Origin of the sequence: Klebsiella sp. 141240, from assembly GCF_050600805.1 — a bacterium.
In the GTDB taxonomy this organism is placed as follows: Bacteria; Pseudomonadota; Gammaproteobacteria; order Enterobacterales; family Enterobacteriaceae; genus Klebsiella; species Klebsiella aerogenes.
Genome location: NZ_JAQIRK010000008.1, coordinates 96,666 through 116,909, shown reverse-complemented (window position 1 = coordinate 116,909; position 20,244 = coordinate 96,666). Strand labels below are relative to the sequence as shown.

Genomic DNA, 20,244 nt, shown 5'->3' with positions numbered 1-20,244 from the left:
ATGTCACATTTTGTGCGTAATTTACTCACAACGTTGCATGGAACTTGTGGATAAAATCACTGTCTGATACTACTGTGGGTGATATTCTCGTTGCTCATAAATGCTGGCATGTTTGTTGCCTGATGGGGACAAGATCATGTCAGACACTATCGATTGAGAGGATTTGAATGACCAAAGAAATGCAAACTTTAGCTTTAGCCCCCGTTGGTAACCTGGAATCGTACATCCGGGCAGCCAACACTTGGCCGATGTTATCGGCTGATGAAGAGCGGGAGCTTGCTGAAAAGCTGCATTACCAGGGCGATCTGGAAGCAGCGAAAAAGCTGATTCTGTCTCACCTGCGCTTTGTTGTTCATATTGCTCGTAACTACTCGGGCTATGGCCTGCCGCAGGCGGACCTGATTCAGGAAGGTAACATCGGTCTGATGAAAGCCGTACGTCGTTTCAACCCGGAAGTGGGTGTGCGACTGGTTTCCTTCGCCGTGCACTGGATTAAAGCGGAAATCCACGAATACGTGCTGCGTAACTGGCGTATCGTTAAAGTCGCAACCACCAAAGCGCAGCGTAAGCTGTTCTTCAACCTGCGTAAAACCAAGCAGCGTCTGGGCTGGTTTAACCAGGACGAAGTGGAAATGGTTGCCCGCGAGCTGGGTGTGTCGAGCAAAGACGTGCGTGAGATGGAATCACGTATGGCAGCGCAGGACATGACCTTTGATATGTCGTCCGATGACGAATCCGATAGCCAGCCGATGGCACCGGTGCTCTATCTGCAGGACAAAACGTCTAACTTTGCCGACGGCATCGAAGACGATAACTGGGAAGAGCAGGCTGCTAATAAACTGACTGACGCGATGCAAGGCCTGGACGAGCGTAGCCAGGACATCATCCGCGCTCGCTGGCTGGACGAGGACAACAAGTCCACGCTGCAGGAGCTGGCGGATCGTTATGGCGTCTCGGCTGAACGTGTTCGTCAGTTGGAAAAGAACGCGATGAAAAAACTACGCGCCGCTATCGAAGCCTAATCTTCGTCTTTTAACGCCGTAGTAAATTGAGCCTCTGCTGTTTCAGCGGGGGCTTTTTGTTTTATATCCCCGTCACACCCGTTTTCTCTCCCGGCGCGAATTGCCGCGACGTTTAGCTTCAGTCACATAACTTTTACATCTCCTGCAAATTGTTGTTTCAAATTCTGAAAAATGGGGTATGTTTTGGCATAGTGTGCTGCAAAAGCGCAGGCGGCAGACCCAAATACAGTCATACTATTCTTGGTATGGACTAAAAATCAGAATAATGCGCTAACAAACAACATCACAACAAATGCAAAAACCATAATAATGGGGAGCCTCAGGATGAATATGAAGGGTAAAGCGTTACTGGCAGGATGTATTGCTTTAATTATGAGCGGTTCCGCGCTGGCGGAAGACATTAAAATTGCCGTCGTGGGAGCGATGTCCGGCCCGGTTGCCCAGTATGGCGACCAGGAATTTACCGGCGCGGAGCAGGCGGTAGCCGATATCAACGCTAAGGGCGGCATCAAAGGCAATAAATTGCAGATCGTAAAATATGACGATGCCTGCGACCCGAAACAAGCGGTGGCGGTCGCGAACAAAGTGGTGAATGACGGCATTAAATACGTTATCGGTCACCTGTGTTCATCATCCACCCAGCCGGCATCTGACATCTATGAAGACGAAGGCATCCTGATGATTACCCCTGCGGCAACCGCACCGGAGCTGACGGCGCGCGGCTATAAGCTGATTCTGCGCACCACCGGTCTCGACTCCGATCAGGGCCCGACGGCGGCGAAATATATTCTCGGCACGGTGAAGCCGCAGCGCATCGCTGTTGTTCATGACAAACAGCAATATGGCGAAGGGCTGGCGCGCTCAGTCCAGGAAAACCTGAAGAAAGGCGGCGCCAACGTGGTGTTCTTTGACGGTATCACCGCCGGTGAGAAAGATTTCTCTACCCTGGTGGCGCGTCTGAAGAAAGAAAATATCGACTTCGTCTACTACGGCGGTTATCACCCGGAAATGGGACAGATCCTGCGCCAGGCGCGCGCAGCCGGCCTGAAAACCCAGTTTATGGGCCCGGAAGGCGTGGCTAACGTTTCCCTGTCAAACATCGCCGGCGAGTCGGCAGAAGGCCTGCTGGTCACCAAACCGAAGAACTACGATCAGGTTCCGGCGAACAAACCGATTGTGGATGCCATCAAAGCGAAGAAGCAGGATCCGAGCGGCGCCTTCGTGTGGACCACCTATGCGGCGCTGCAGTCGCTGCAGGCGGGGTTAAATCAGTCTGAAGATCCGGCGGAAATCGCGAAATACCTGAAAGGGGCGAAGGTGGATACCGTCATGGGGCCGCTGTCGTGGGATGAGAAAGGCGACCTGAAAGGATTCGAGTTCGGCGTGTTTACCTGGCATGCTAACGGTACAGCGACCGACGCCAAATAATTTAACCTGCGCCTTTCACGCCGCAGATGCGTTGTCTGCGGCCCTCAACCCCGGTCACTTACTGATGTAAGCTCCCGGGGATTTCGGGTCTTGACGCCTTGCTGCAACGCGAAATGCTGGGTTAAATGTGAGGGCGCCTTTCACGCCGCAGATGCGTTGTCTGCGGCCCTTAACCCCGGTTGCGCTGCGCTTACCGGGGCTACGGCTTAATGCTTCTCCCAACCATTCTGCTGGGCGCTGAAACCGAGCGCCTGCATAAATGCCGCCATCACGCCGCGGTCTTCCACCCCACTATCGGCAACGCGCCAGCTATTGATATTCGGGTTATCGCTTAACGTCTCTTCCACTAAATATTGCCCAACGCCGCGGCGGCGGGTGACTTCACGCACGCACAGATCGCTGAGCTCGCCTTCGACGCCGCGCAGGGTAACGCGTACGGCGCCGAGCAGGCGTTCGTTAAAGCGGGCGGCGTAAATACGATGGTTTTCATCCAGCGTCAGCGCCGCAGGGTCCTGCGACGGCCAGATTTTGCCTAAATCAATGCGATCCTGATCGCTGAAGTGCTGTAAACGGATAATAGTGAGCTTCATACGCGGCAGTTCCAGTCAAAACAGATGCGACAGTGTACTCAAATTTCTTGTTTGGCGGGGCGCTGTTTTGCACTCATTCATCAGGGGATTCGTTTTCCTGGTTGCACGGGGGTAGCGCAATACATCATGGATCGAAAAATAAGCAGAATTTTAACCTGATATGTAGCGTTTTATTCCGCCTTATATGCCGTTATTTTATGCTGTGAACTGGACTTTTTTTTGTTTATCTTCGCCTAAAACCAGAATATTATCTTTTCTTAATCACCTGAAAAATAGAGATTTTAATCATAATTCAGGTAAAAAACTGCGCTAAACCATTAAACTTCATGGTAAAAATGGCGTTGTTTAATAAAAGCACAGAATGCTTTTTAACCATAAAAATACAAAACATTTACATCACATCACGAACGGGGTTCTGAAGCATGAAAAGGAACGCGAAAACGATCGTCGCGGGAGTCGTTGCATTAGCGATTTCCCACGCGGCGATGGCAAAGGATATTAAAGTCGCCGTCGTCGGCGCGATGTCTGGCCCGGTTGCCCAGTGGGGCGATATGGAATTCAACGGCGCGCGCCAGGCGATTAAAGACATTAACGCCAGCGGCGGCATTAAAGGCGACAAACTGATTGGCGTCGAATATGACGACGCCTGCGATCCGAAACAAGCGGTCGCGGTCGCTAACAAAATCGTCAATGACGGCATTCAGTACGTTATTGGCCACCTCTGTTCCTCCTCCACCCAGCCGGCTTCGGATATCTATGAAGATGAAGGCATCCTGATGATCTCCCCTGGGGCGACCAATCCGGAACTGACCCAGCGTGGCTACCAGTACATCATGCGTACCGCAGGTCTTGACTCTTCCCAGGGGCCGACCGCCGCGAAATATATCCTCGAACACGTGAAGCCGCAGCGTATTGCGATTATTCATGACAAGCAGCAGTACGGCGAAGGGCTGGCGCGTTCCGTGCAGGACAACCTGAAGAAAGCTGGCGCCAATATCGTCTTCTTTGATGGCATCACCGCCGGCGAGAAAGACTTCTCCGCGCTGCTGGCGCGCCTGAAGAAAGAGAATATCGACTTTGTCTACTACGGCGGCTACTACCCGGAAATGGGGCAGATGCTGCGCCAGGCGCGCTCCGTCGGCCTGAAAACGCAGTTTATGGGGCCGGAAGGCGTCGGTAACGCCTCGCTGTCCAACATCGCCGGCGCGGCGGCGGAAGGTATGCTGGTGACGATGCCAAAACGCTATGACCAGGATCCGGCCAACAGCGCTATTGTTGATGCGCTGAAAGCGGATAAAAAAGATCCGAGCGGCCCGTACGTCTGGATCACCTATGCCGCCGTTCAGTCGCTGGCGCAAGCGATGGACAGAACCGGCAGCCAGCAGCCGCTGGATTTAATTAAAGATTTGAAAGCTCACGGCGCGAAGACCGTGATTGGGCCGCTGAATTGGGATGAAAAAGGCGATCTGAAGGGATTTGAATTTGGTGTCTTCCAGTGGCACGCGGATGGTTCATCCACCGTCGCTAAGTAAGACGCGTTATCCCACCGCCCGCACCGCGCGGGCGGCATGAAAAAGGTTACCTTATGTCCGAGCAGTTTCTCTATTTTCTGCAGCAAATGTTTAATGGCGTCACGCTGGGCAGTACCTATGCGCTGATCGCCATCGGCTATACGATGGTTTACGGCATTATCGGCATGATTAACTTCGCCCACGGCGAGGTCTACATGATCGGCAGCTACGTCTCGTTCATGATTATCGCCGCCCTAATGATGCTGGGGATCGATACCGGCTGGCTGCTGGTCGCCGCAGGCTTTATCGGCGCTATCATTATTGCCAGCGCCTACGGTTGGAGTATCGAGCGTGTAGCCTATCGGCCTGTACGCAGCTCCAAGCGACTGATTGCGCTGATTTCCGCCATCGGGATGTCGATATTCCTGCAGAACTTCGTCAGCCTGACCGAAGGCTCGCGCGATGTTGCGCTGCCGAGTCTCTTTAACGGCCAGTGGATTGTCGGCCACAGCGATAATTTCTCCGCCACTATCACCACCATGCAGCTGGTCATCTGGGTCGTTACCTTTATCGCCATGTTGGCGCTGACGTTGTTTATTCGCTATTCGCGAATGGGCCGCGCCTGTCGCGCCTGTGCGGAAGATCTGAAAATGGCGAGCCTGCTGGGCATCAATACCGACCGCGTTATTGCGCTGACCTTCGTCATTGGCGCGGCGATGGCGGCGGTCGCAGGCGTTCTGCTGGGGCAGTTCTACGGCGTTATTAACCCCTACATCGGCTTTATGGCCGGGATGAAGGCCTTTACCGCCGCCGTGCTCGGCGGTATCGGCAGTATCCCTGGCGCGATGATCGGCGGCCTGATTCTGGGTATCGCCGAGGCGCTCTCTTCTGCCTATCTCAGCACCGAATATAAGGACGTCGTCTCCTTCGCGCTGCTGATTCTGGTGCTGTTAGTAATGCCGACCGGCATTCTGGGCCGCCCGGAGGTAGAAAAAGTATGAAACCGATGCAAATTGCGATGGCGCTGCTTTCCGCCGCGATGTTCTTTGTTCTGGCGGGCGTCTTTATGGGCGTGCAGCTGGAACTGAATGGCACCAAACTGGTGGTCGATACCGCCGCCGATATTCGTTGGCAGTGGATCTTTATCGGCACCGCGGTGGTCTTTTTCTTCCAGCTGCTGCGCCCGCTGTTCCAGAAAGCGGTTAAGAACGTCTCCGGGCCGAAATTTATTATGCCGGCGATTGACGGGTCGACGGTCAAGCAGAAGCTGTTCCTGATAGCCCTGCTGGTCATTGCCGTGGCCTGGCCGTTTATGGTGTCGCGCGGCACGGTGGATATCGCCACCCTGACGATGATTTATATCATCCTTGGTCTCGGGTTGAACGTGGTGGTTGGGCTTTCCGGCCTGCTGGTATTGGGCTACGGCGGGTTTTACGCCATCGGCGCCTATACCTTTGCGCTGCTTAACCACTATTACGGTCTCGGTTTCTGGACCTGCCTGCCGCTGGCCGGCCTGGTCTCCGCGGCGGCTGGCTTCCTGCTTGGCTTCCCGGTGCTGCGTCTGCGCGGCGACTACCTGGCGATTGTGACCTTAGGCTTTGGCGAGATCGTGCGCATTCTGCTGCTCAACAATACCGAGATCACCGGCGGGCCGAACGGTATCAGCCAGATCCCGAAACCGACCTTCTTTGGTCTTGAATTTAGCCGTACCGCCCGCGAAGGCGGCTGGGATACCTTCAGCAACTTCTTTGGCCTGAAGTACGATCCCAGCGACCGGGTGATTTTCCTCTACCTGGTGGCGTTGTTGCTGGTGGTGCTCAGCCTGTTCGTTATTAACCGTCTGCTGCGGATGCCGCTCGGGCGGGCGTGGGAAGCGCTGCGTGAAGATGAAATCGCCTGCCGTTCGCTGGGCCTGAGCCCGACGCGCATCAAGCTGACCGCCTTTACTATCAGCGCCGCGTTTGCCGGCTTCGCCGGCACGCTGTTCGCCGCGCGCCAGGGCTTCGTGAGCCCCGAATCCTTTACCTTCGCCGAGTCGGCCTTTGTGCTGGCGATCGTCGTGCTGGGTGGGATGGGCTCACAGTTTGCAGTGATCCTGGCGGCTATTCTGCTGGTGGTATCGCGCGAGCTGATGCGTGATTTCAACGAATACAGCATGTTAATGCTCGGTGGGTTGATGGTGCTGATGATGATCTGGCGTCCGCAGGGGCTGCTGCCGATGACGCGTCCGCAGCTGAAGCTGAAAAACGGTCAGGCGAAAGGAGAGCAGGCATGAGTCAGCCAATATTATCCGTGAATGGCCTGATGATGCGTTTTGGCGGCCTGCTGGCGGTCAATAACGTCTCCCTTGAGCTACGTCCGCAGGAAATCGTTTCCTTAATTGGCCCAAACGGCGCGGGAAAAACCACCGTTTTTAACTGCCTGACCGGTTTCTATAAACCTACCGGCGGCACTATTATGCTGCGCGACCAGCATCTGGAAGGGCTGCCGGGGCAGCAGATTGCGCGGATGGGGGTGGTACGAACCTTCCAGCACGTGCGTCTGTTCCGCGAAATGACGGTAATTGAAAATCTGCTGGTGGCGCAGCATCAACAGCTGAAAACCGGCGTCTTCTCCGGCCTGCTGAAAACGCCGGCCTTCCGTCGCGCGCAGAGCGAAGCGCTGGATCGGGCCGCCACCTGGCTTGAGCGTATCGGCCTGCTGGAGCACGCCAACCGTCAGGCCAGCAATCTGGCTTACGGCGACCAGCGCCGGCTGGAGATTGCCCGCTGTATGGTGACGCAGCCGGAGATCCTGATGCTCGACGAACCGGCGGCGGGGCTTAACCCGAAAGAGACCAAAGAGCTGGATGAGCTTATCGCCGAGTTGCGTAGCCATCACAACACCACCATCCTGCTTATCGAACATGATATGAAGCTGGTGATGGGCATTTCCGATCGCATCTACGTCGTGAACCAGGGGACGCCGCTGGCCAACGGGACGCCGGAAGAGATTCGTAATAACCCGGACGTGATCCGCGCCTATTTAGGTGAAGCATAATGGTGGTGACGCATAAGATGGAAAAAGCGATGTTAACTTTTGACAATGTCAGCGCCCACTACGGCAAGATCCAGGCGCTGCACAACGTCAGCCTGCATATCAAACAAGGTGAGATCGTCACGCTTATCGGCGCCAACGGTGCGGGGAAAACTACCCTGCTCGGTACGCTGTGCGGCGATCCGCGGGCCTCCAGCGGGCGCATTGTCTTTGACGGTAAGGATATTACCGACTGGCAGACGGCGAAAATCATGCGTGAAGCGGTGGCGATCGTGCCGGAAGGGCGGCGCGTCTTTTCGCGCATGACGGTAGAAGAGAACCTGGCGATGGGCGGTTTTTTTGCCGACCGCGACCAGTTTCATACCCGCATCAAATGGGTGTATGAGCTGTTCCCGCGTCTGCATGAACGCCGTATTCAGCGCGCCGGCACCATGTCCGGCGGCGAGCAGCAGATGCTGGCGATCGGTCGCGCTCTGATGAGCCAGCCGCGCCTGCTGCTGCTTGATGAGCCCTCATTAGGGCTGGCGCCGATTATCATTCAGCAGATTTTCGACACCATCGAGCAGCTGCGTGAGCAGGGGATGACTATCTTCCTGGTGGAGCAAAACGCCAACCAGGCGCTGAAGCTCGCCGATCGCGGCTACGTACTGGAAAACGGTCACGTGGTGCTTGAGGATACCGGCGACGCGCTGTTGGCCAACGAGGCGGTGCGCAGCGCCTATCTCGGCGGTTAGTTCATCGTAACCCGGCGTCGTTCACTTCGCCGGTTTGTAGCCCGGGCGAGGCGCTTGCGCCGACCCCGGGAGCAGAACGCACAAATACATTTAAAAGAGCCTGTTGGCTCTTTTTTTGTACATGTATGTTGTACAATAAAAGAGTACAGCTTTGGAGGTTTTTATGAGAACGGTTAACTATAGCGAAGCCCGGCAAAATCTGGCCGATGTGCTGGAAAGCGCAGTGACAGGTGTACCTGTGACCATTACCCGTCGTGGGCATAAATCAGCAGTCATCATTAGCGCAGAAGAGTTTGAACGCTACCAGGCGGCCAGAATGGATGATGAGTTCGCGGCTATCATGGCGGTTCATGGTGATGAGATCAGGGAGCTTGCGGATAAATGACGCTGCAGATTATCTCAGCGGAAGAGATAATACAGTTTCACGACAGGCTACTCCGCGTCACGCCTGGCGTTGCCGGTATGCCCGATCCGGGGCGTGCCGAAGCGATAATGTATAGGGTGCTAAATAAAATTGAATATGAAGGTGTGACAGACGTGTGGCGACTCGCTGCGATGCATCTGCTGGCGATTTCTCGCGGTCATCTATTTAATGATGGTAATAAGCGTACGGCACTGTTTATCACCCTGCTTTTTTTAAAGCGAAATGGAATTATATTGCCAGCGAATCCAGACTTCGTCGGCATGACCGTCGAGGCAGCAGCAGGGCAACTTACCCTGGAACAGATTGTCGCGCGTTTGCGCGGATGACGGTTAACTCGTTGCAACCCGGCGGCTTCGCCGGTTTGTAGCCCGGGCGAGGCGCTTGCGCCGACCCCGGGAGCCGATCGTACAAATATTATCCGTGTCTCAGCTCCCACTTTACTTCCCCCGTCCTTTCATCGGCTTGTCATCTCTCTGACCCGTTACTATCTTTTTTTTGTAATAAAAAAGTTATTTTTCTGTAATTCGAACATGTCATGTTACCCCGCGAACATAAAACGCGTGAAATCGCGCATCCGGAACAACAAGAGAGATAACCGATGATATCGTTACGACATACAGCTTTAGGACTGGCGCTGAGCCTGGCAGTTGCCGGTCAGGCACTGGCAGTAACCACCATCCCTTTCTGGCACTCGATGGAAGGGGAACTGGGTAAAGAAGTTGATTCTCTGGCGCAACGTTTCAACGCGGCCAATCCTGATTACAAAATTGTTCCGGTGTATAAAGGCAATTACGAGCAAAGCCTGAGCGCCGGTATCGCCGCCTTCCGTACCGGCAACGCGCCGGCGATTCTGCAGGTGTATGAAGTCGGCACCGCTACCATGATGGCGTCAAAAGCCATTAAGCCGGTGTACCAGGTCTTTAGCGATGCGGGTATTAAGTTCGATGAATCGCAGTTCGTGCCGACGGTGTCCGGTTATTACACCGACTCAAAAACCGGCCATCTGCTCTCCCAGCCGTTTAACAGTTCCACACCGGTGCTGTACTACAACAAAGACGCCTTCAAGAAAGCGGGCTTAGACCCTGAGCAGCCGCCGAAAACCTGGCAGGATCTGGCGGCCTATACCGCGAAGCTGAAAGCGGCCGGAATGAAGTGCGGCTACGCCAGCGGTTGGCAGGGCTGGATCCAGATTGAAAACTTCAGCGCCTGGCACGGCCTGCCGGTCGCCACGAAAAATAACGGTTTTGACGGCACCGACGCGGTGCTTGAGTTCAACAAGCCGGAGCAGGTGAAACATATCGCCCTGCTCGAAGAGATGAACAAGAAGGGCGATTTCAGCTATTTCGGGCGTAAGGATGAATCCACCGAGAAGTTCTATAACGGCGACTGCGCGATCACTACCGCCTCATCCGGCTCGCTGGCGGATATTCGTCAGTATGCGAAATTCAACTATGGCGTCGGCATGATGCCTTACGACGCCGATGTGAAAGGCGCGCCGCAGAACGCCATTATCGGCGGGGCCAGCCTGTGGGTGATGCAGGGCAAGGACAAAGAGACCTACACCGGCGTGGCGAAGTTCCTCGACTTCCTGACCAAACCGGAAAACGCCGCCGAGTGGCACCAGAAAACCGGCTACCTGCCGATTACCACCGCGGCCTACGATCTGACGCGCCAGCAGGGCTTCTATGATAAGAATCCAGGTGCTGATATCGCCACCCGCCAGATGCTGAACAAGCCGCCGTTGCCGTTCACCAAAGGCCTGCGCCTGGGCAACATGCCGCAAATTCGCACCATCGTTGATGAAGAGCTGGAGAGCGTGTGGACCGGCAAGAAAACCCCGCAACAGGCGCTGGATTCCGCCGTTCAGCGGGGGAATCAACTGCTGCGCCGTTTCGAGCAAGCAACCAAATCGTAATCTGTAACTTGCCCGGTGGCGCTGCGCTTACCGGGCCTACGATGTGCCCTATGTAGGCCGGGTAAGGCGTAGCCGCCACCCGGCATTGTTCAGGAATAAAATCTTCATGTCATCATCCCGTCCGGTATTCCGCTCGCGCTGGCTGCCCTATGTTCTGGTCGCGCCGCAGCTGATTATCACGCTGATTTTCTTTATCTGGCCCGCGGGCGAAGCGCTGTGGTACTCGCTGCAGAGCGTCGATCCGTTTGGCCTTTCCAGCCAGTTTGTCGGCCTGGATAACTTCGTCACGCTGTTCCACGACCCGTACTATCTGGACTCTTTCTGGACGACCATAAAATTCAGCACCCTGGTAACCGTCAGCGGCCTGCTTATTTCGCTGTTTTTTGCCGCGCTGGTCGACTATGTGGTGCGCGGCAGCCGCTTTTATCAAACGCTGATGCTGCTGCCGTATGCCGTGGCCCCCGCCGTCGCGGCGGTGCTATGGATCTTCCTCTTCAATCCCGGACGTGGGCTGATCACTCATTTCCTCGGCGAATTGGGTTACGACTGGAACCACGCGCAAAACAGCGGCCAGGCGATGTTCCTGGTGGTCTTCGCCTCGGTCTGGAAGCAGATAAGCTACAACTTCCTGTTCTTCTTCGCCGCGCTGCAGTCGATCCCGCGTTCGCTGGTTGAGGCCGCCGCCATCGACGGCGCCGGGCCGATTCGTCGCTTCTTCAAGCTGGCGCTGCCGCTGATTGCGCCGGTGAGTTTCTTCCTGTTGGTGGTCAACCTGGTTTACGCCTTCTTCGATACCTTCCCGGTGATCGATGCCGCCACCGCCGGCGGCCCGGTGCAGGCAACCACCACCCTAATCTACAAAATTTATCGCGAAGGTTTCGCCGGGCTCGATCTTTCCGCTTCCGCCGCGCAGTCGGTGGTGCTGATGTTCCTCGTCATTATCCTGACGGTGGTGCAGTTCCGTTACGTTGAAAGTAAGGTGCGTTACCAATGATTGAGAACCGTCGCGGGCTGACGATTTTCAGCCACACCATGCTGATTCTGGGCATTGCCGTCATTTTATTCCCGCTGTACGTCGCCTTCGTGGCGGCGACGCTGGATAACAAATCGGTGTTCGAAACGCCGATGACGCTGATTCCCGGAGGGCATCTGCTGGAGAACATGAAGACCATCTGGGTGAACGGGGTCGGCGTCAACAGCGCGCCGTTCTGGCTGATGATGCTCAACAGCTTCATCATGGCGTTCGCTATTACGGTAGGCAAAATCGTGGTGTCGATGCTTTCGGCTTTCGCCATCGTCTGGTTCCGCTTTCCGCTGCGTAACCTGTTCTTCTGGATGATCTTTATCACCCTGATGCTGCCGGTCGAGGTGCGTATTTTTCCGACGGTGGAAGTGATCGCCAACCTCAAAATGCTCGACAGCTATGCCGGGTTAACGCTGCCGTTGATGGCTTCGGCTACTGCCACCTTCTTGTTCCGCCAGTTCTTTATGACTCTGCCGGACGAGCTGATTGAAGCGGCGCGTATTGATGGCGCTTCGCCGATGCGCTTCTTTCGCGACATCGTGCTGCCGCTGTCGAAAACCAACCTCGCCGCGCTGTTCGTTATCACCTTTATCTACGGCTGGAACCAGTATCTATGGCCGTTGCTGATTATTCAGGATGTGAATCTTGGCACCGCCGTCGCCGGTATTAAGGGCATGATCGCCACCGGTGAAGGTACTACCCAGTGGAATCAGGTAATGGCGGCGATGCTGCTGACCCTGATCCCGCCGGTCGTCATCGTTTTAGCCATGCAGCGCGCGTTTGTGCGCGGCCTGGTCGATAGTGAGAAATAAAATGGCTGGTTTAAAACTACAGGCAGTAAGCAAAAGCTGGGATGGCAAAACCCAGGTAATTCAACCGCTGACGCTGGACGTGGCGGACGGGGAGTTTATCGTCATGGTCGGCCCGTCGGGCTGCGGGAAATCAACGCTGTTGCGGATGGTTGCCGGACTTGAACGAGTGACCAGCGGCGATATCTGGATTGACCGTAAACGGGTGACCGAAATGGAACCGAAGGATCGCGGCATCGCGATGGTGTTCCAGAACTATGCGCTTTATCCGCATATGAGCGTGGAAGAGAACATGGCGTGGGGATTGAAGATTCGCGGCATGGGTAAGGGATTGATTGCCGAGCGCGTGCAGGAGGCGGCGCGTATTCTTGAGCTGGATGGCCTGCTCAAGCGCCGCCCGCGGGAACTGTCCGGCGGTCAGCGCCAGCGCGTGGCGATGGGCCGCGCCATCGTGCGTGACCCGGCGGTATTCCTGTTCGACGAACCGTTGTCAAACCTCGATGCCAAGCTACGCGTGCAGATGCGTCTGGAACTGCAACAGCTGCATCGGCGCCTGAAAACCACCTCGCTGTATGTCACCCACGATCAGGTCGAAGCGATGACCCTTGCCCAGCGGGTGATGGTGATGAATAAGGGTATTGCCGAGCAGATCGGCACGCCGGTCGAAGTGTACGAAAAGCCCGCCAGCCGCTTTGTGGCAAGCTTTATAGGCAGCCCGGCAATGAATCTGCTGGAGGGGCGGGTGAGCGATGACGGCGGCCGCTTTGAGCTGGAAGGCGGCATACAACTACTGATGAATCACGAGCATCGACGCTACGCCGGGCGTAAAATGACTCTCGGTATTCGCCCGGAGCACTTTATTTTAAGCTCGCAGGCGCAAGGCGGCATCCCGCTGCTGATGGATACGCTGGAAATTTTAGGTGCCGATAACCTCGCCCACGGGCGCTGGGGAGAGCAGAAGCTGGTGGTCAGATTGCCGCATCAGCAGCGCCCGGCGGGCGGCAGTAATCTATGGCTGCATCTGCCATTGGAACATCTGCACCTCTTTGATGGTGAAACAGGACAACGCGCATGAGTAACTGGCCTTATCCCCGCATCGTCGCCCATCGCGGCGGCGGTAAACTGGCGCCGGAGAACACCCTGGCGGCTATCGACGTCGGCGCCCGCTACGGGCACACGATGATTGAATTTGACGCCAAGCTGTCGAAGGACGGGCAGATCTTTCTGCTGCATGACGATAACCTCGAACGCACCAGCAACGGCTGGGGCGTGGCGGGCGAGCTGGCGTGGGACGATCTGCTGAAGGTTGATGCCGGCAGCTGGTTCAGCCGCGAGTTTAAGGGCGAACCGCTGCCGCTGCTCTCCCAGGTAGCGGAGCGTTGCCGTCGTCACGGTATGATGGCGAATATCGAAATTAAGCCGACTACCGGGCAAGGGCCGCAGACCGGCAAAGTGGTGGCGCTGGCCGCGCGCGATTTGTGGAAAGGCATGACCGCGCCGCTGCTCTCATCCTTTGAAATTGATGCGCTGGAAGCGGCGCAGGAAGCCGCGCCCGAGCTGCCGCGCGGGTTGCTGCTGGATGAGTGGCGCGATGACTGGCGCGAATTGACCACCCGGCTGGGCTGCGTGTCAATTCATCTCAACCACAAGCTGCTGGATGCGGCGCGGGTGGCGAGCCTGAAACAGGCCGGCCTGCATATTCTGGTGTATACGGTCAACAAACCCCAGCGCGCCGTCGAGCTGCTGCGCTGGGGCGTAGACTGCATCTGCACCGATGCTATTGACGTCATCGGGCCGAATTTCCAGCCTTAAGACTGATTTGCGGCGGACGATCTTTACGGGTTAGTCTGCCGCAGCATCCCGCCGTTGTTGTTCGGCAGTACCTGCGGTTGCGTATTGAGATTGCCGCCCTGCGCCGCGCGCTGCTGATTGGACTGCAGCTGATTTTGCAAATGCTGTTGCTGCATATGCGTCTGATTATTCAGATTCTGCTTCAGCATGCTTTGCTGCTGCTGTTGCTGCACCTTCATCTCATTTTGCATACGCTGCTGGCTGGGCACCACATAACCCGGCTGGTTAGGGTTGTTATCGATGTTAATCGGCTGTGCTAAAACGCCGAGCGGCATCAGCGCCGCCAGGAATAAAATCGCTTTCATTGTTTTCTCCTCCCGTGCGTGGGATCACTTAAGTGTACCTCGAATTCGCCATAACAATGATTTTTTAGGAGTTATCAACCAGGCTTAAGCCGGGAGATAAAACCTACTTTTCAGGAGTAAGACAATGATAAAAACAACAATATGGCGTCAGGTGGTCATCGCAGCGTTACTGGCGGGGGGCAGCTTTACCGTTGCCGCCAATCCGCCGCCCCCGCCGCCTGTCTCGTATGGCGTTGAGGAAGATGTGTTTCACCCGGTGCGCGCCCAGCAGGGGATGGTGGCCTCGGTGGATGCGCTGGCGACCCGCGTCGGCGTAGATATTCTGCGTCAGGGCGGCAACGCCGTCGATGCAGCGGTTGCCGTTGGCTATGCGCTGGCGGTGACGCATCCGCAGGCCGGTAATATCGGCGGCGGCGGGTTTATGATGCTGCGAACTAAAGACGGTAAAACCACGGCGATCGATTTCCGCGAGATGGCCCCGGAACAGGCCACCCGCGATATGTTCCTTGATGAACATGGCAATCCTGACAGTAAAAAATCGCTGACTTCACATCTCGCTTCCGGCACGCCAGGCAGCGTCGCGGGCTTCTCCCTCGCGCTGGAAAAATACGGCACTATGCCGCTGAATAAGGTGGTCCGCCCGGCGATTAAGCTGGCGGAAGAGGGGTTTATCGTTAACGATGCGCTGGCTGACGATTTAAAAACCTACGGCAGCGAAGTGATCCCGCAGCATGAAAACAGCAAAGCGATTTTCTGGAAGAACGGCGAGCCGCTGAAAAAAGGCGACCGGCTGGTGCAAAAGAATCTGGGTAAAAGCCTGGAGCTGATTGCCGAGCACGGCCCGGACGCCTTCTATAAAGGGGCTATCGCCGACCAGATTGCCGGTGAGATGAAAAAACACGGCGGGCTTATCACCAAAGCCGACCTCGCCAACTACAAGGCCGTGGAGCGTACGCCGATTAGCGGTGAATATCGCGGCTATGAGGTTTACTCCATGCCGCCGCCGTCCTCTGGCGGGATCCACATCGTGCAGATCCTCAATATCCTCGAAAACTTCGATATGCAGAAATATGGTTTTGGCAGCGCCGACGCCATGCAGGTAATGGCGGAGGCGGAGAAACACGCCTATGCCGACCGTTCTGAATATCTCGGCGACCCTGACTTCGTCAAAGTGCCGTGGCAGGCGTTGACCAGCAAGGCTTACGCCAAAGCGATAGCCGCCGAGATTGACGTGAACAAGGCGAAGCCTTCCAGCCAGATCCGTCCGGGCAAGCTGGCGCCGTATGAAAGCAACCAGACCACCCACTTCTCGGTAGTCGATAAAGACGGCAATGCGGTGGCGGTCACCTATACGTTGAATACCACCTTTGGCACCGGCATCGTGGCCGGCGACTCCGGAATTATACTCAACAACCAGATGGATGATTTCTCGGCGAAGCCCGGCGTGCCTAACGTTTATGGTTTAGTCGGCGGCGACGCCAATGCGGTAGGGCCGAAAAAACGCCCGCTATCGTCGATGTCGCCGACGATTGTGGTGAAAGACGGGAAAACCTGGCTGGTGACCGGTAGCCCGGGCGGTAGCCGTATTATTACCACCGTGCTGCAAATGGTGGTCAACACCATTGATTTCGGAATGAACGTCGCGGAGGCCACCAATGCGCCGCGCTTCCACCACCAGTGGCTGCCGGATGAACTGCGGGTAGAGAAAGGTTTTAGCCCGGATACCGTGAAATTGCTGGAAGCGAAAGGGCAGAAAGTCGCGCTGAAAGAGGCGATGGGTAGTACCCAGAGCATTATGGTGGGGCCGGATGGTACGCTGTATGGCGCTTCCGATCCGCGTTCGCCCGGTGATTTGACCGCGGGGTATTAAGTCTTAGCGCTATCCCGGCTTGCGCTATGCTTTGCCGGGATAGTTATGAGGGTTAGGGCTGCGGAGAATACTGCCGATCGGCCGTGGACCAGCGAAAAATCGTTTTATGCTTATCGATGACATTAACAAGCTGCAAATCATGAAAACCATCGGATGTGGTCGGCAAAATTTTAAGGATAGATTTACTCTCGCTGATATCGTGTTTTCGGGTGCCGTCGTCATTCCATTCGCCAGCGATATCCGCATACTGGTAGACCAAAGCGGCAAAGATATTGATTATCTTATCGCCTTTAATTATGTATAGCTCCAGTACTTCATAAAAGGCGCCGCCGCCGGAGTAGGCGTTTGAATAGCCACCGCGGACGCCAAATGCCATGGTATCTGGCGCGATTCGGTAAGGCGCCAGATCGAGTTTGCTGTAATATTGTAAGGGTTGTAGCGTTTCGTCATCGGCTTCGCGTGCCACCCTTTTCGACCACAGAGAAAGCTTGTCCAGTGCCTCTTCGGTGCGTGCAATCGGCTGTAGCCGCTGGTTTTGCCAGCGAAAAACACCGAGGAACAGCTTATTGACGCGTCTGCTGTTGTCATCTTCAGGGCAGCTGGCGCTGCCATATTTTTTAAGTTTTTGGGCATCTTCCGCCGTATCGGCAAAACAAGCGATACCAATATATGTGCCATCTTTTCCCCAAGGTTTAGCGCCCGTTATGATCAATCGATCGACACTTTCTTCTGGGGCAACCCATTGTATCCATTCTTTTTCTTCTAACCCTGCGGGCAAGGTGCCAAATCCATTTTCTGGAGCTGTTCCTGTCATTTGCTCAGCGTAAATCAGTTTCCCTTCTGAAGAATGAATGGCATCCGGTACGGCATCGAGATTATTTACGGTAATTGCAAAAGCTGGCGCCATGAAAGTCAGTAACGCCAGCGTAGCGGTGGGAAGAAACTTCATTATGCATCCTTGCAGTTAAGCGTTAAGTCTTGAGGTTATCCTGTCCAGCTTATTTTATGCGCGCCATATAATACGCATCCACATACTCACCGTTGCGCAGCGCATAGCGCCTGCCGGTGCCTTCGATCTCAAAGCCATACTTCTTATACACCGCGACCGCCGGGGCGTTATCGGCGAACACCGTCAGCTCAATGCGCTCGACCCGCAGCCAGTTGTCGCACATATCAATCATGGTACGCATCAGGGCGCTGGCGACGCCGCGGTTATGCCAGCGCGAATCTACGCTGATACCAAAATCGGCGACGTGGCTACGGCGGGGGCGTTGGACGACGGCAATGCATAAATGCCCCACGACTTGCCCATCGATACAGGCCACCAGCTGCTTCACGCCCGGCGTATCGGTTAGCCGCTCCCGCCACATATGCTCCGATGGATGAGGAACCTGTAGCGTGTTGTGATACACCTCCGGCTGGGCGTGAATTTGACGAATCGCGTCAACATCTTTCGGTTCAGCATGGCGTATCACGATGTCACTCATTCCTTGTTCCTCATTTGGTTGAAAAGACCCTTTAAACATCACTGACTCCGGCGTTTGAGTCAACACGCATTAATTGCAAAAAAAAGTAGACAAGTGCGAATGAGAATGATTATTATTGTCCTGCATTCAGGGAGACCCTTGCGGAAAGCCTGAAAGCACGACATTGCTCACATTGCTTCCAGTATTACTTTAGCCAGCCGGGTGCTGGCTTTTTTTTGCGCTCATTTCAGGCGTGTTGCGATTTGGCGGATTTCACCGCTTCTTCTGCGACCAGGCCGACGATATTGTTTTTATTTTTGCTCTCCGCCGCGGCCAACACTTCGGCGCTGCCGGTAAAGAGGCCGCCCTTTTTAATCGCCAGCGTGCGATAGGCGAGGGTGCCGTCGAGGTTGCCATGTTCCTCAATAGCGATGCTATCGCCACGGCACTGGCCATGTACCTTGCCGTCGACGATCAGCTCCCGGCAGCTGATATTGCCCTCCACGTGACCCTCGCGCATCACCTTAATCAGATGTTCTTTGGCCTCAATGTTGCCGGTGACCTGGCCATGTATATAAACATGGCCGCAGGCGACGATGTTGCCGACAAAATGCACCCCGCTGGCGATCACCGTGGTTTCCTGTTTTTTGATGCTTGCTGTTTCTGGCTCTGCTGCCGCCACGGTTGGCACAGCGACTTCAGCAGCCTGCGCTTCGGTTTTATTTTTCTTCATAAACATAGCGTTAATTTTTTCCCGTTGGGTATGAATAAGGAAAGCGAAGAGGGTACAGGCGGCCGCCAGGCGCGCCAGCGCGGTCTCATCGCTAAACCAGGCGATTAGTGCGAGAAGCCAGAAAAAAATGGCGCAGTTTATGGCGAAATACGTTTTTTCCATCAGCAGCGGCTGGCTACTCCGTTAGTCTTTAGCAACGTCCTGGTTTTGCCCTCCACTTATCCGCAGTTTCGTCATTGGGATCAAGACTTTCTGTTGAAAAATGGCGTTTTAATCGCTTATTAATCAATCTCTTATTAAAAATTACGTATGAGTGATAACCGAAATATTTTGCCGGTGAATTTTCCTGCTTAGAGGAAAAGGGGGATGAAGTGAGCCGCCTGCTTGCGCTATGGTTAAAGGCAGCACATCAACTAAGGACAGCGTTATGATTCTGCACTGCGCATTTATTGGCTTTGGTAAAAGCACGACCCGCTACCACCTTCCTTACGTCCTGCATCGCAAAGACCGCTGGCACGTCGCGCATATTTATCGCCGCAGCGCCAGGCCGGAAGAACAGGCGCCGGCGTATTCCCATATCCATTTCACCAGCGACCTCGATGAAGTACTGAGCGACCCGCAGGTCAAGCTGGTAGTGGTCTGCACCCATGCCGATAGCCACTTCGAATACGCGAAGCGGGCGCTGGAAGCAGGGAAAAACGTACTGGTTGAAAAACCCTTCACCCCGACGCTTGCAGAGGCGAAGACCCTGTTCGCGCTGGCGAAAAGCAAAGGGTTGACGGTAACGCCTTACCAGAACCGCCGCTTCGACTCCTGTTTCCTGACCACCAAAAAGGTGATTGAAAGCGGTAAGCTCGGCGAGCTGGTGGAAATTGAAAGTCATTTTGATAACTACCGACCGGTGGCGGAAACCCTCCAGGGGGGACCGCAAAGCGGCGATTTCTACGGCCTCGGGGTGCATACCATGGACCAGATCATTTCGCTGTTTGGTCGCCCGGATCATGTTTCCTACGATCTGCGATCACTACGCAATAAAGCCAATCCCGATGACACGTTTGAAGCTCAACTGTTTTATGGCGACCTGAAAGCGATCGTCAAAACCAGCCATCTGGTGCAGATTGACTACCCGAAATTTATCGTTCATGGCCATAAAGGCTCGTTTGTGAAATACGGCATTGACCAGCAGGAGACCAGCCTGAAGGCCAACATTATGCCGGGCGACGCGGGGTTCGGCGCTGATGATAGCGTGGGGCAACTGGTGTACATCAACGAGGCGGGCGTGGCGGTACGTGAAGAGGTGCCGCTGGAAACCGGCGACTACGGACGAGTGTATGACGCGCTGTATGACACCCTCGTTAACGGCCGGCCGAATTACGTCAAGGAATCTGAAGTTCTCACCAATATGGAGATTCTGCAGCGCGGCTTTGAACAGCCTTCTCCGGCTACTATTACCCTCGCGAAATAAGAAAATCTGGCTCCTCGTCGCTTGTTCATATTTTTTGAACAGAGGAGTCAATTTTCACCCT

21 protein-coding genes are annotated in these 20,244 nt (G+C 55.2%); 16 read left to right on the top strand and 5 right to left on the bottom strand.

The window, feature by feature from the left end; translation table 11 throughout:
• Positions 1-167: 167 nt before the first annotated feature.
• Positions 168-1,022: an RNA polymerase sigma factor RpoH gene (gene rpoH, locus PGQ95_RS15840; protein WP_002920815.1), complete on the top strand. Its 855-nt coding sequence runs from the start codon at positions 168-170 to the stop codon at positions 1,020-1,022.
• Between the two features lie 324 nt (positions 1,023-1,346).
• Positions 1,347-2,450, top strand: a complete 1,104-nt coding sequence (livJ, locus tag PGQ95_RS15835) for a branched chain amino acid ABC transporter substrate-binding protein LivJ (protein WP_015369319.1) — start codon at positions 1,347-1,349, stop codon at positions 2,448-2,450.
• Positions 2,451-2,656: 206 nt separating this feature from the next.
• On the opposite strand, the gene panM is transcribed toward livJ, so the two are convergent.
• Complete coding sequence (gene panM, locus PGQ95_RS15830) at positions 2,657-3,040, bottom strand: aspartate 1-decarboxylase autocleavage activator PanM (protein ID WP_045375774.1); 384 nt, start codon at positions 3,038-3,040, stop codon at positions 2,657-2,659.
• A gap of 422 nt (positions 3,041-3,462) precedes the next feature.
• Here panM and livK point away from each other — a divergent pair, with 422 nt between their 5' ends.
• From livK to ugpQ, 12 genes are all read left to right on the top strand, one after another.
• Positions 3,463-4,572: a high-affinity branched-chain amino acid ABC transporter substrate-binding protein LivK gene (livK, locus tag PGQ95_RS15825; RefSeq protein ID WP_087859044.1), complete on the top strand. Its 1,110-nt coding sequence runs from the start codon at positions 3,463-3,465 to the stop codon at positions 4,570-4,572.
• Positions 4,573-4,625: 53 nt separating this feature from the next.
• Positions 4,626-5,552, top strand: coding sequence for a high-affinity branched-chain amino acid ABC transporter permease LivH (livH, locus tag PGQ95_RS15820; protein WP_015369323.1), 927 nt, complete (start codon positions 4,626-4,628; stop codon positions 5,550-5,552).
• Positions 5,549-6,826, top strand: a complete 1,278-nt coding sequence (gene livM / locus PGQ95_RS15815) for a branched chain amino acid ABC transporter permease LivM (protein WP_015369324.1) — start codon at positions 5,549-5,551, stop codon at positions 6,824-6,826. Before livH ends, livM begins: the two co-directional genes overlap by 4 nt.
• On the top strand, positions 6,823-7,590 hold the full coding sequence (gene livG / locus PGQ95_RS15810; RefSeq protein ID WP_015369325.1) for a high-affinity branched-chain amino acid ABC transporter ATP-binding protein LivG: 768 nt from the start codon (positions 6,823-6,825) through the stop codon (positions 7,588-7,590). Before livM ends, livG begins: the two co-directional genes overlap by 4 nt.
• A gap of 17 nt (positions 7,591-7,607) precedes the next feature.
• Positions 7,608-8,321, top strand: coding sequence for a high-affinity branched-chain amino acid ABC transporter ATP-binding protein LivF (livF, locus tag PGQ95_RS15805; protein WP_086538103.1), 714 nt, complete (start codon positions 7,608-7,610; stop codon positions 8,319-8,321).
• A 163-nt stretch (positions 8,322-8,484) separates the two neighbouring features.
• Positions 8,485-8,706, top strand: a complete 222-nt coding sequence (locus tag PGQ95_RS15800) for a type II toxin-antitoxin system Phd/YefM family antitoxin (RefSeq protein ID WP_004174006.1) — start codon at positions 8,485-8,487, stop codon at positions 8,704-8,706.
• Positions 8,703-9,071, top strand: coding sequence for a type II toxin-antitoxin system death-on-curing family toxin (locus PGQ95_RS15795; protein ID WP_430918668.1), 369 nt, complete (start codon positions 8,703-8,705; stop codon positions 9,069-9,071). Before PGQ95_RS15800 ends, PGQ95_RS15795 begins: the two co-directional genes overlap by 4 nt.
• 272 nt (positions 9,072-9,343) lie before the next feature.
• Positions 9,344-10,660, top strand: a complete 1,317-nt coding sequence (gene ugpB / locus PGQ95_RS15790) for a sn-glycerol-3-phosphate ABC transporter substrate-binding protein UgpB (RefSeq protein WP_316425069.1) — start codon at positions 9,344-9,346, stop codon at positions 10,658-10,660.
• A 106-nt stretch (positions 10,661-10,766) separates the two neighbouring features.
• Positions 10,767-11,654 carry a sn-glycerol-3-phosphate ABC transporter permease UgpA gene (gene ugpA, locus PGQ95_RS15785; protein ID WP_015369328.1) on the top strand — a complete coding sequence of 296 codons (888 nt, stop codon included), beginning with the start codon at positions 10,767-10,769 and terminating at the stop codon, positions 11,652-11,654.
• On the top strand, positions 11,651-12,496 hold the full coding sequence (gene ugpE, locus PGQ95_RS15780) for a sn-glycerol-3-phosphate ABC transporter permease UgpE (RefSeq protein WP_015369329.1): 846 nt from the start codon (positions 11,651-11,653) through the stop codon (positions 12,494-12,496). Before ugpA ends, ugpE begins: the two co-directional genes overlap by 4 nt.
• Position 12,497: 1 nt before the next feature.
• Positions 12,498-13,568 (top strand): sn-glycerol-3-phosphate import ATP-binding protein UgpC, encoded by a 1,071-nt coding sequence (locus PGQ95_RS15775; protein ID WP_430918666.1) that lies wholly within the window; start codon positions 12,498-12,500, stop codon positions 13,566-13,568.
• Positions 13,565-14,305, top strand: a complete 741-nt coding sequence (ugpQ, locus tag PGQ95_RS15770; protein WP_430918664.1) for a glycerophosphodiester phosphodiesterase — start codon at positions 13,565-13,567, stop codon at positions 14,303-14,305. Before PGQ95_RS15775 ends, ugpQ begins: the two co-directional genes overlap by 4 nt.
• 23 nt (positions 14,306-14,328) lie before the next feature.
• Here the strand turns inward: ugpQ and PGQ95_RS15765 are convergent, their stop codons facing one another.
• Positions 14,329-14,649 carry a DUF2756 family protein gene (locus tag PGQ95_RS15765; RefSeq protein ID WP_430918662.1) on the bottom strand — a complete coding sequence of 107 codons (321 nt, stop codon included), beginning with the start codon at positions 14,647-14,649 and terminating at the stop codon, positions 14,329-14,331.
• 124 nt (positions 14,650-14,773) lie between these two features.
• Between PGQ95_RS15765 and ggt the strand changes: the two genes are divergently transcribed.
• Positions 14,774-16,519 (top strand): gamma-glutamyltransferase, encoded by a 1,746-nt coding sequence (ggt, locus tag PGQ95_RS15760; protein WP_113373960.1) that lies wholly within the window; start codon positions 14,774-14,776, stop codon positions 16,517-16,519.
• Between the two features lie 52 nt (positions 16,520-16,571).
• Here the strand turns inward: ggt and PGQ95_RS15755 are convergent, their stop codons facing one another.
• The 3 genes from PGQ95_RS15755 to PGQ95_RS15745 all read right to left on the bottom strand — a co-directional run bounded on the left by PGQ95_RS15755 (position 16,572) and on the right by PGQ95_RS15745 (position 18,880).
• A complete protein-coding gene (locus PGQ95_RS15755) occupies positions 16,572-17,468 on the bottom strand; it encodes a hypothetical protein (protein WP_430918659.1) in 897 nt (298 codons plus the stop codon).
• Between the two features lie 49 nt (positions 17,469-17,517).
• The gene (gene yhhY / locus PGQ95_RS15750) at positions 17,518-18,006 is read right to left on the bottom strand and encodes an N-acetyltransferase (protein ID WP_430918657.1); all 489 of its coding nucleotides are present in this window, start codon (positions 18,004-18,006) and stop codon (positions 17,518-17,520) included.
• Positions 18,007-18,232: 226 nt separating this feature from the next.
• Positions 18,233-18,880: a bactofilin family protein gene (locus PGQ95_RS15745; protein WP_430918655.1), complete on the bottom strand. Its 648-nt coding sequence runs from the start codon at positions 18,878-18,880 to the stop codon at positions 18,233-18,235.
• Between the two features lie 265 nt (positions 18,881-19,145).
• On the opposite strand from PGQ95_RS15745, the gene PGQ95_RS15740 reads away from it, so the two are divergent.
• A complete protein-coding gene (locus tag PGQ95_RS15740; protein ID WP_430918653.1) occupies positions 19,146-20,183 on the top strand; it encodes an oxidoreductase in 1,038 nt (345 codons plus the stop codon).
• The last annotated feature ends 61 nt before the right edge of the window (positions 20,184-20,244 follow it).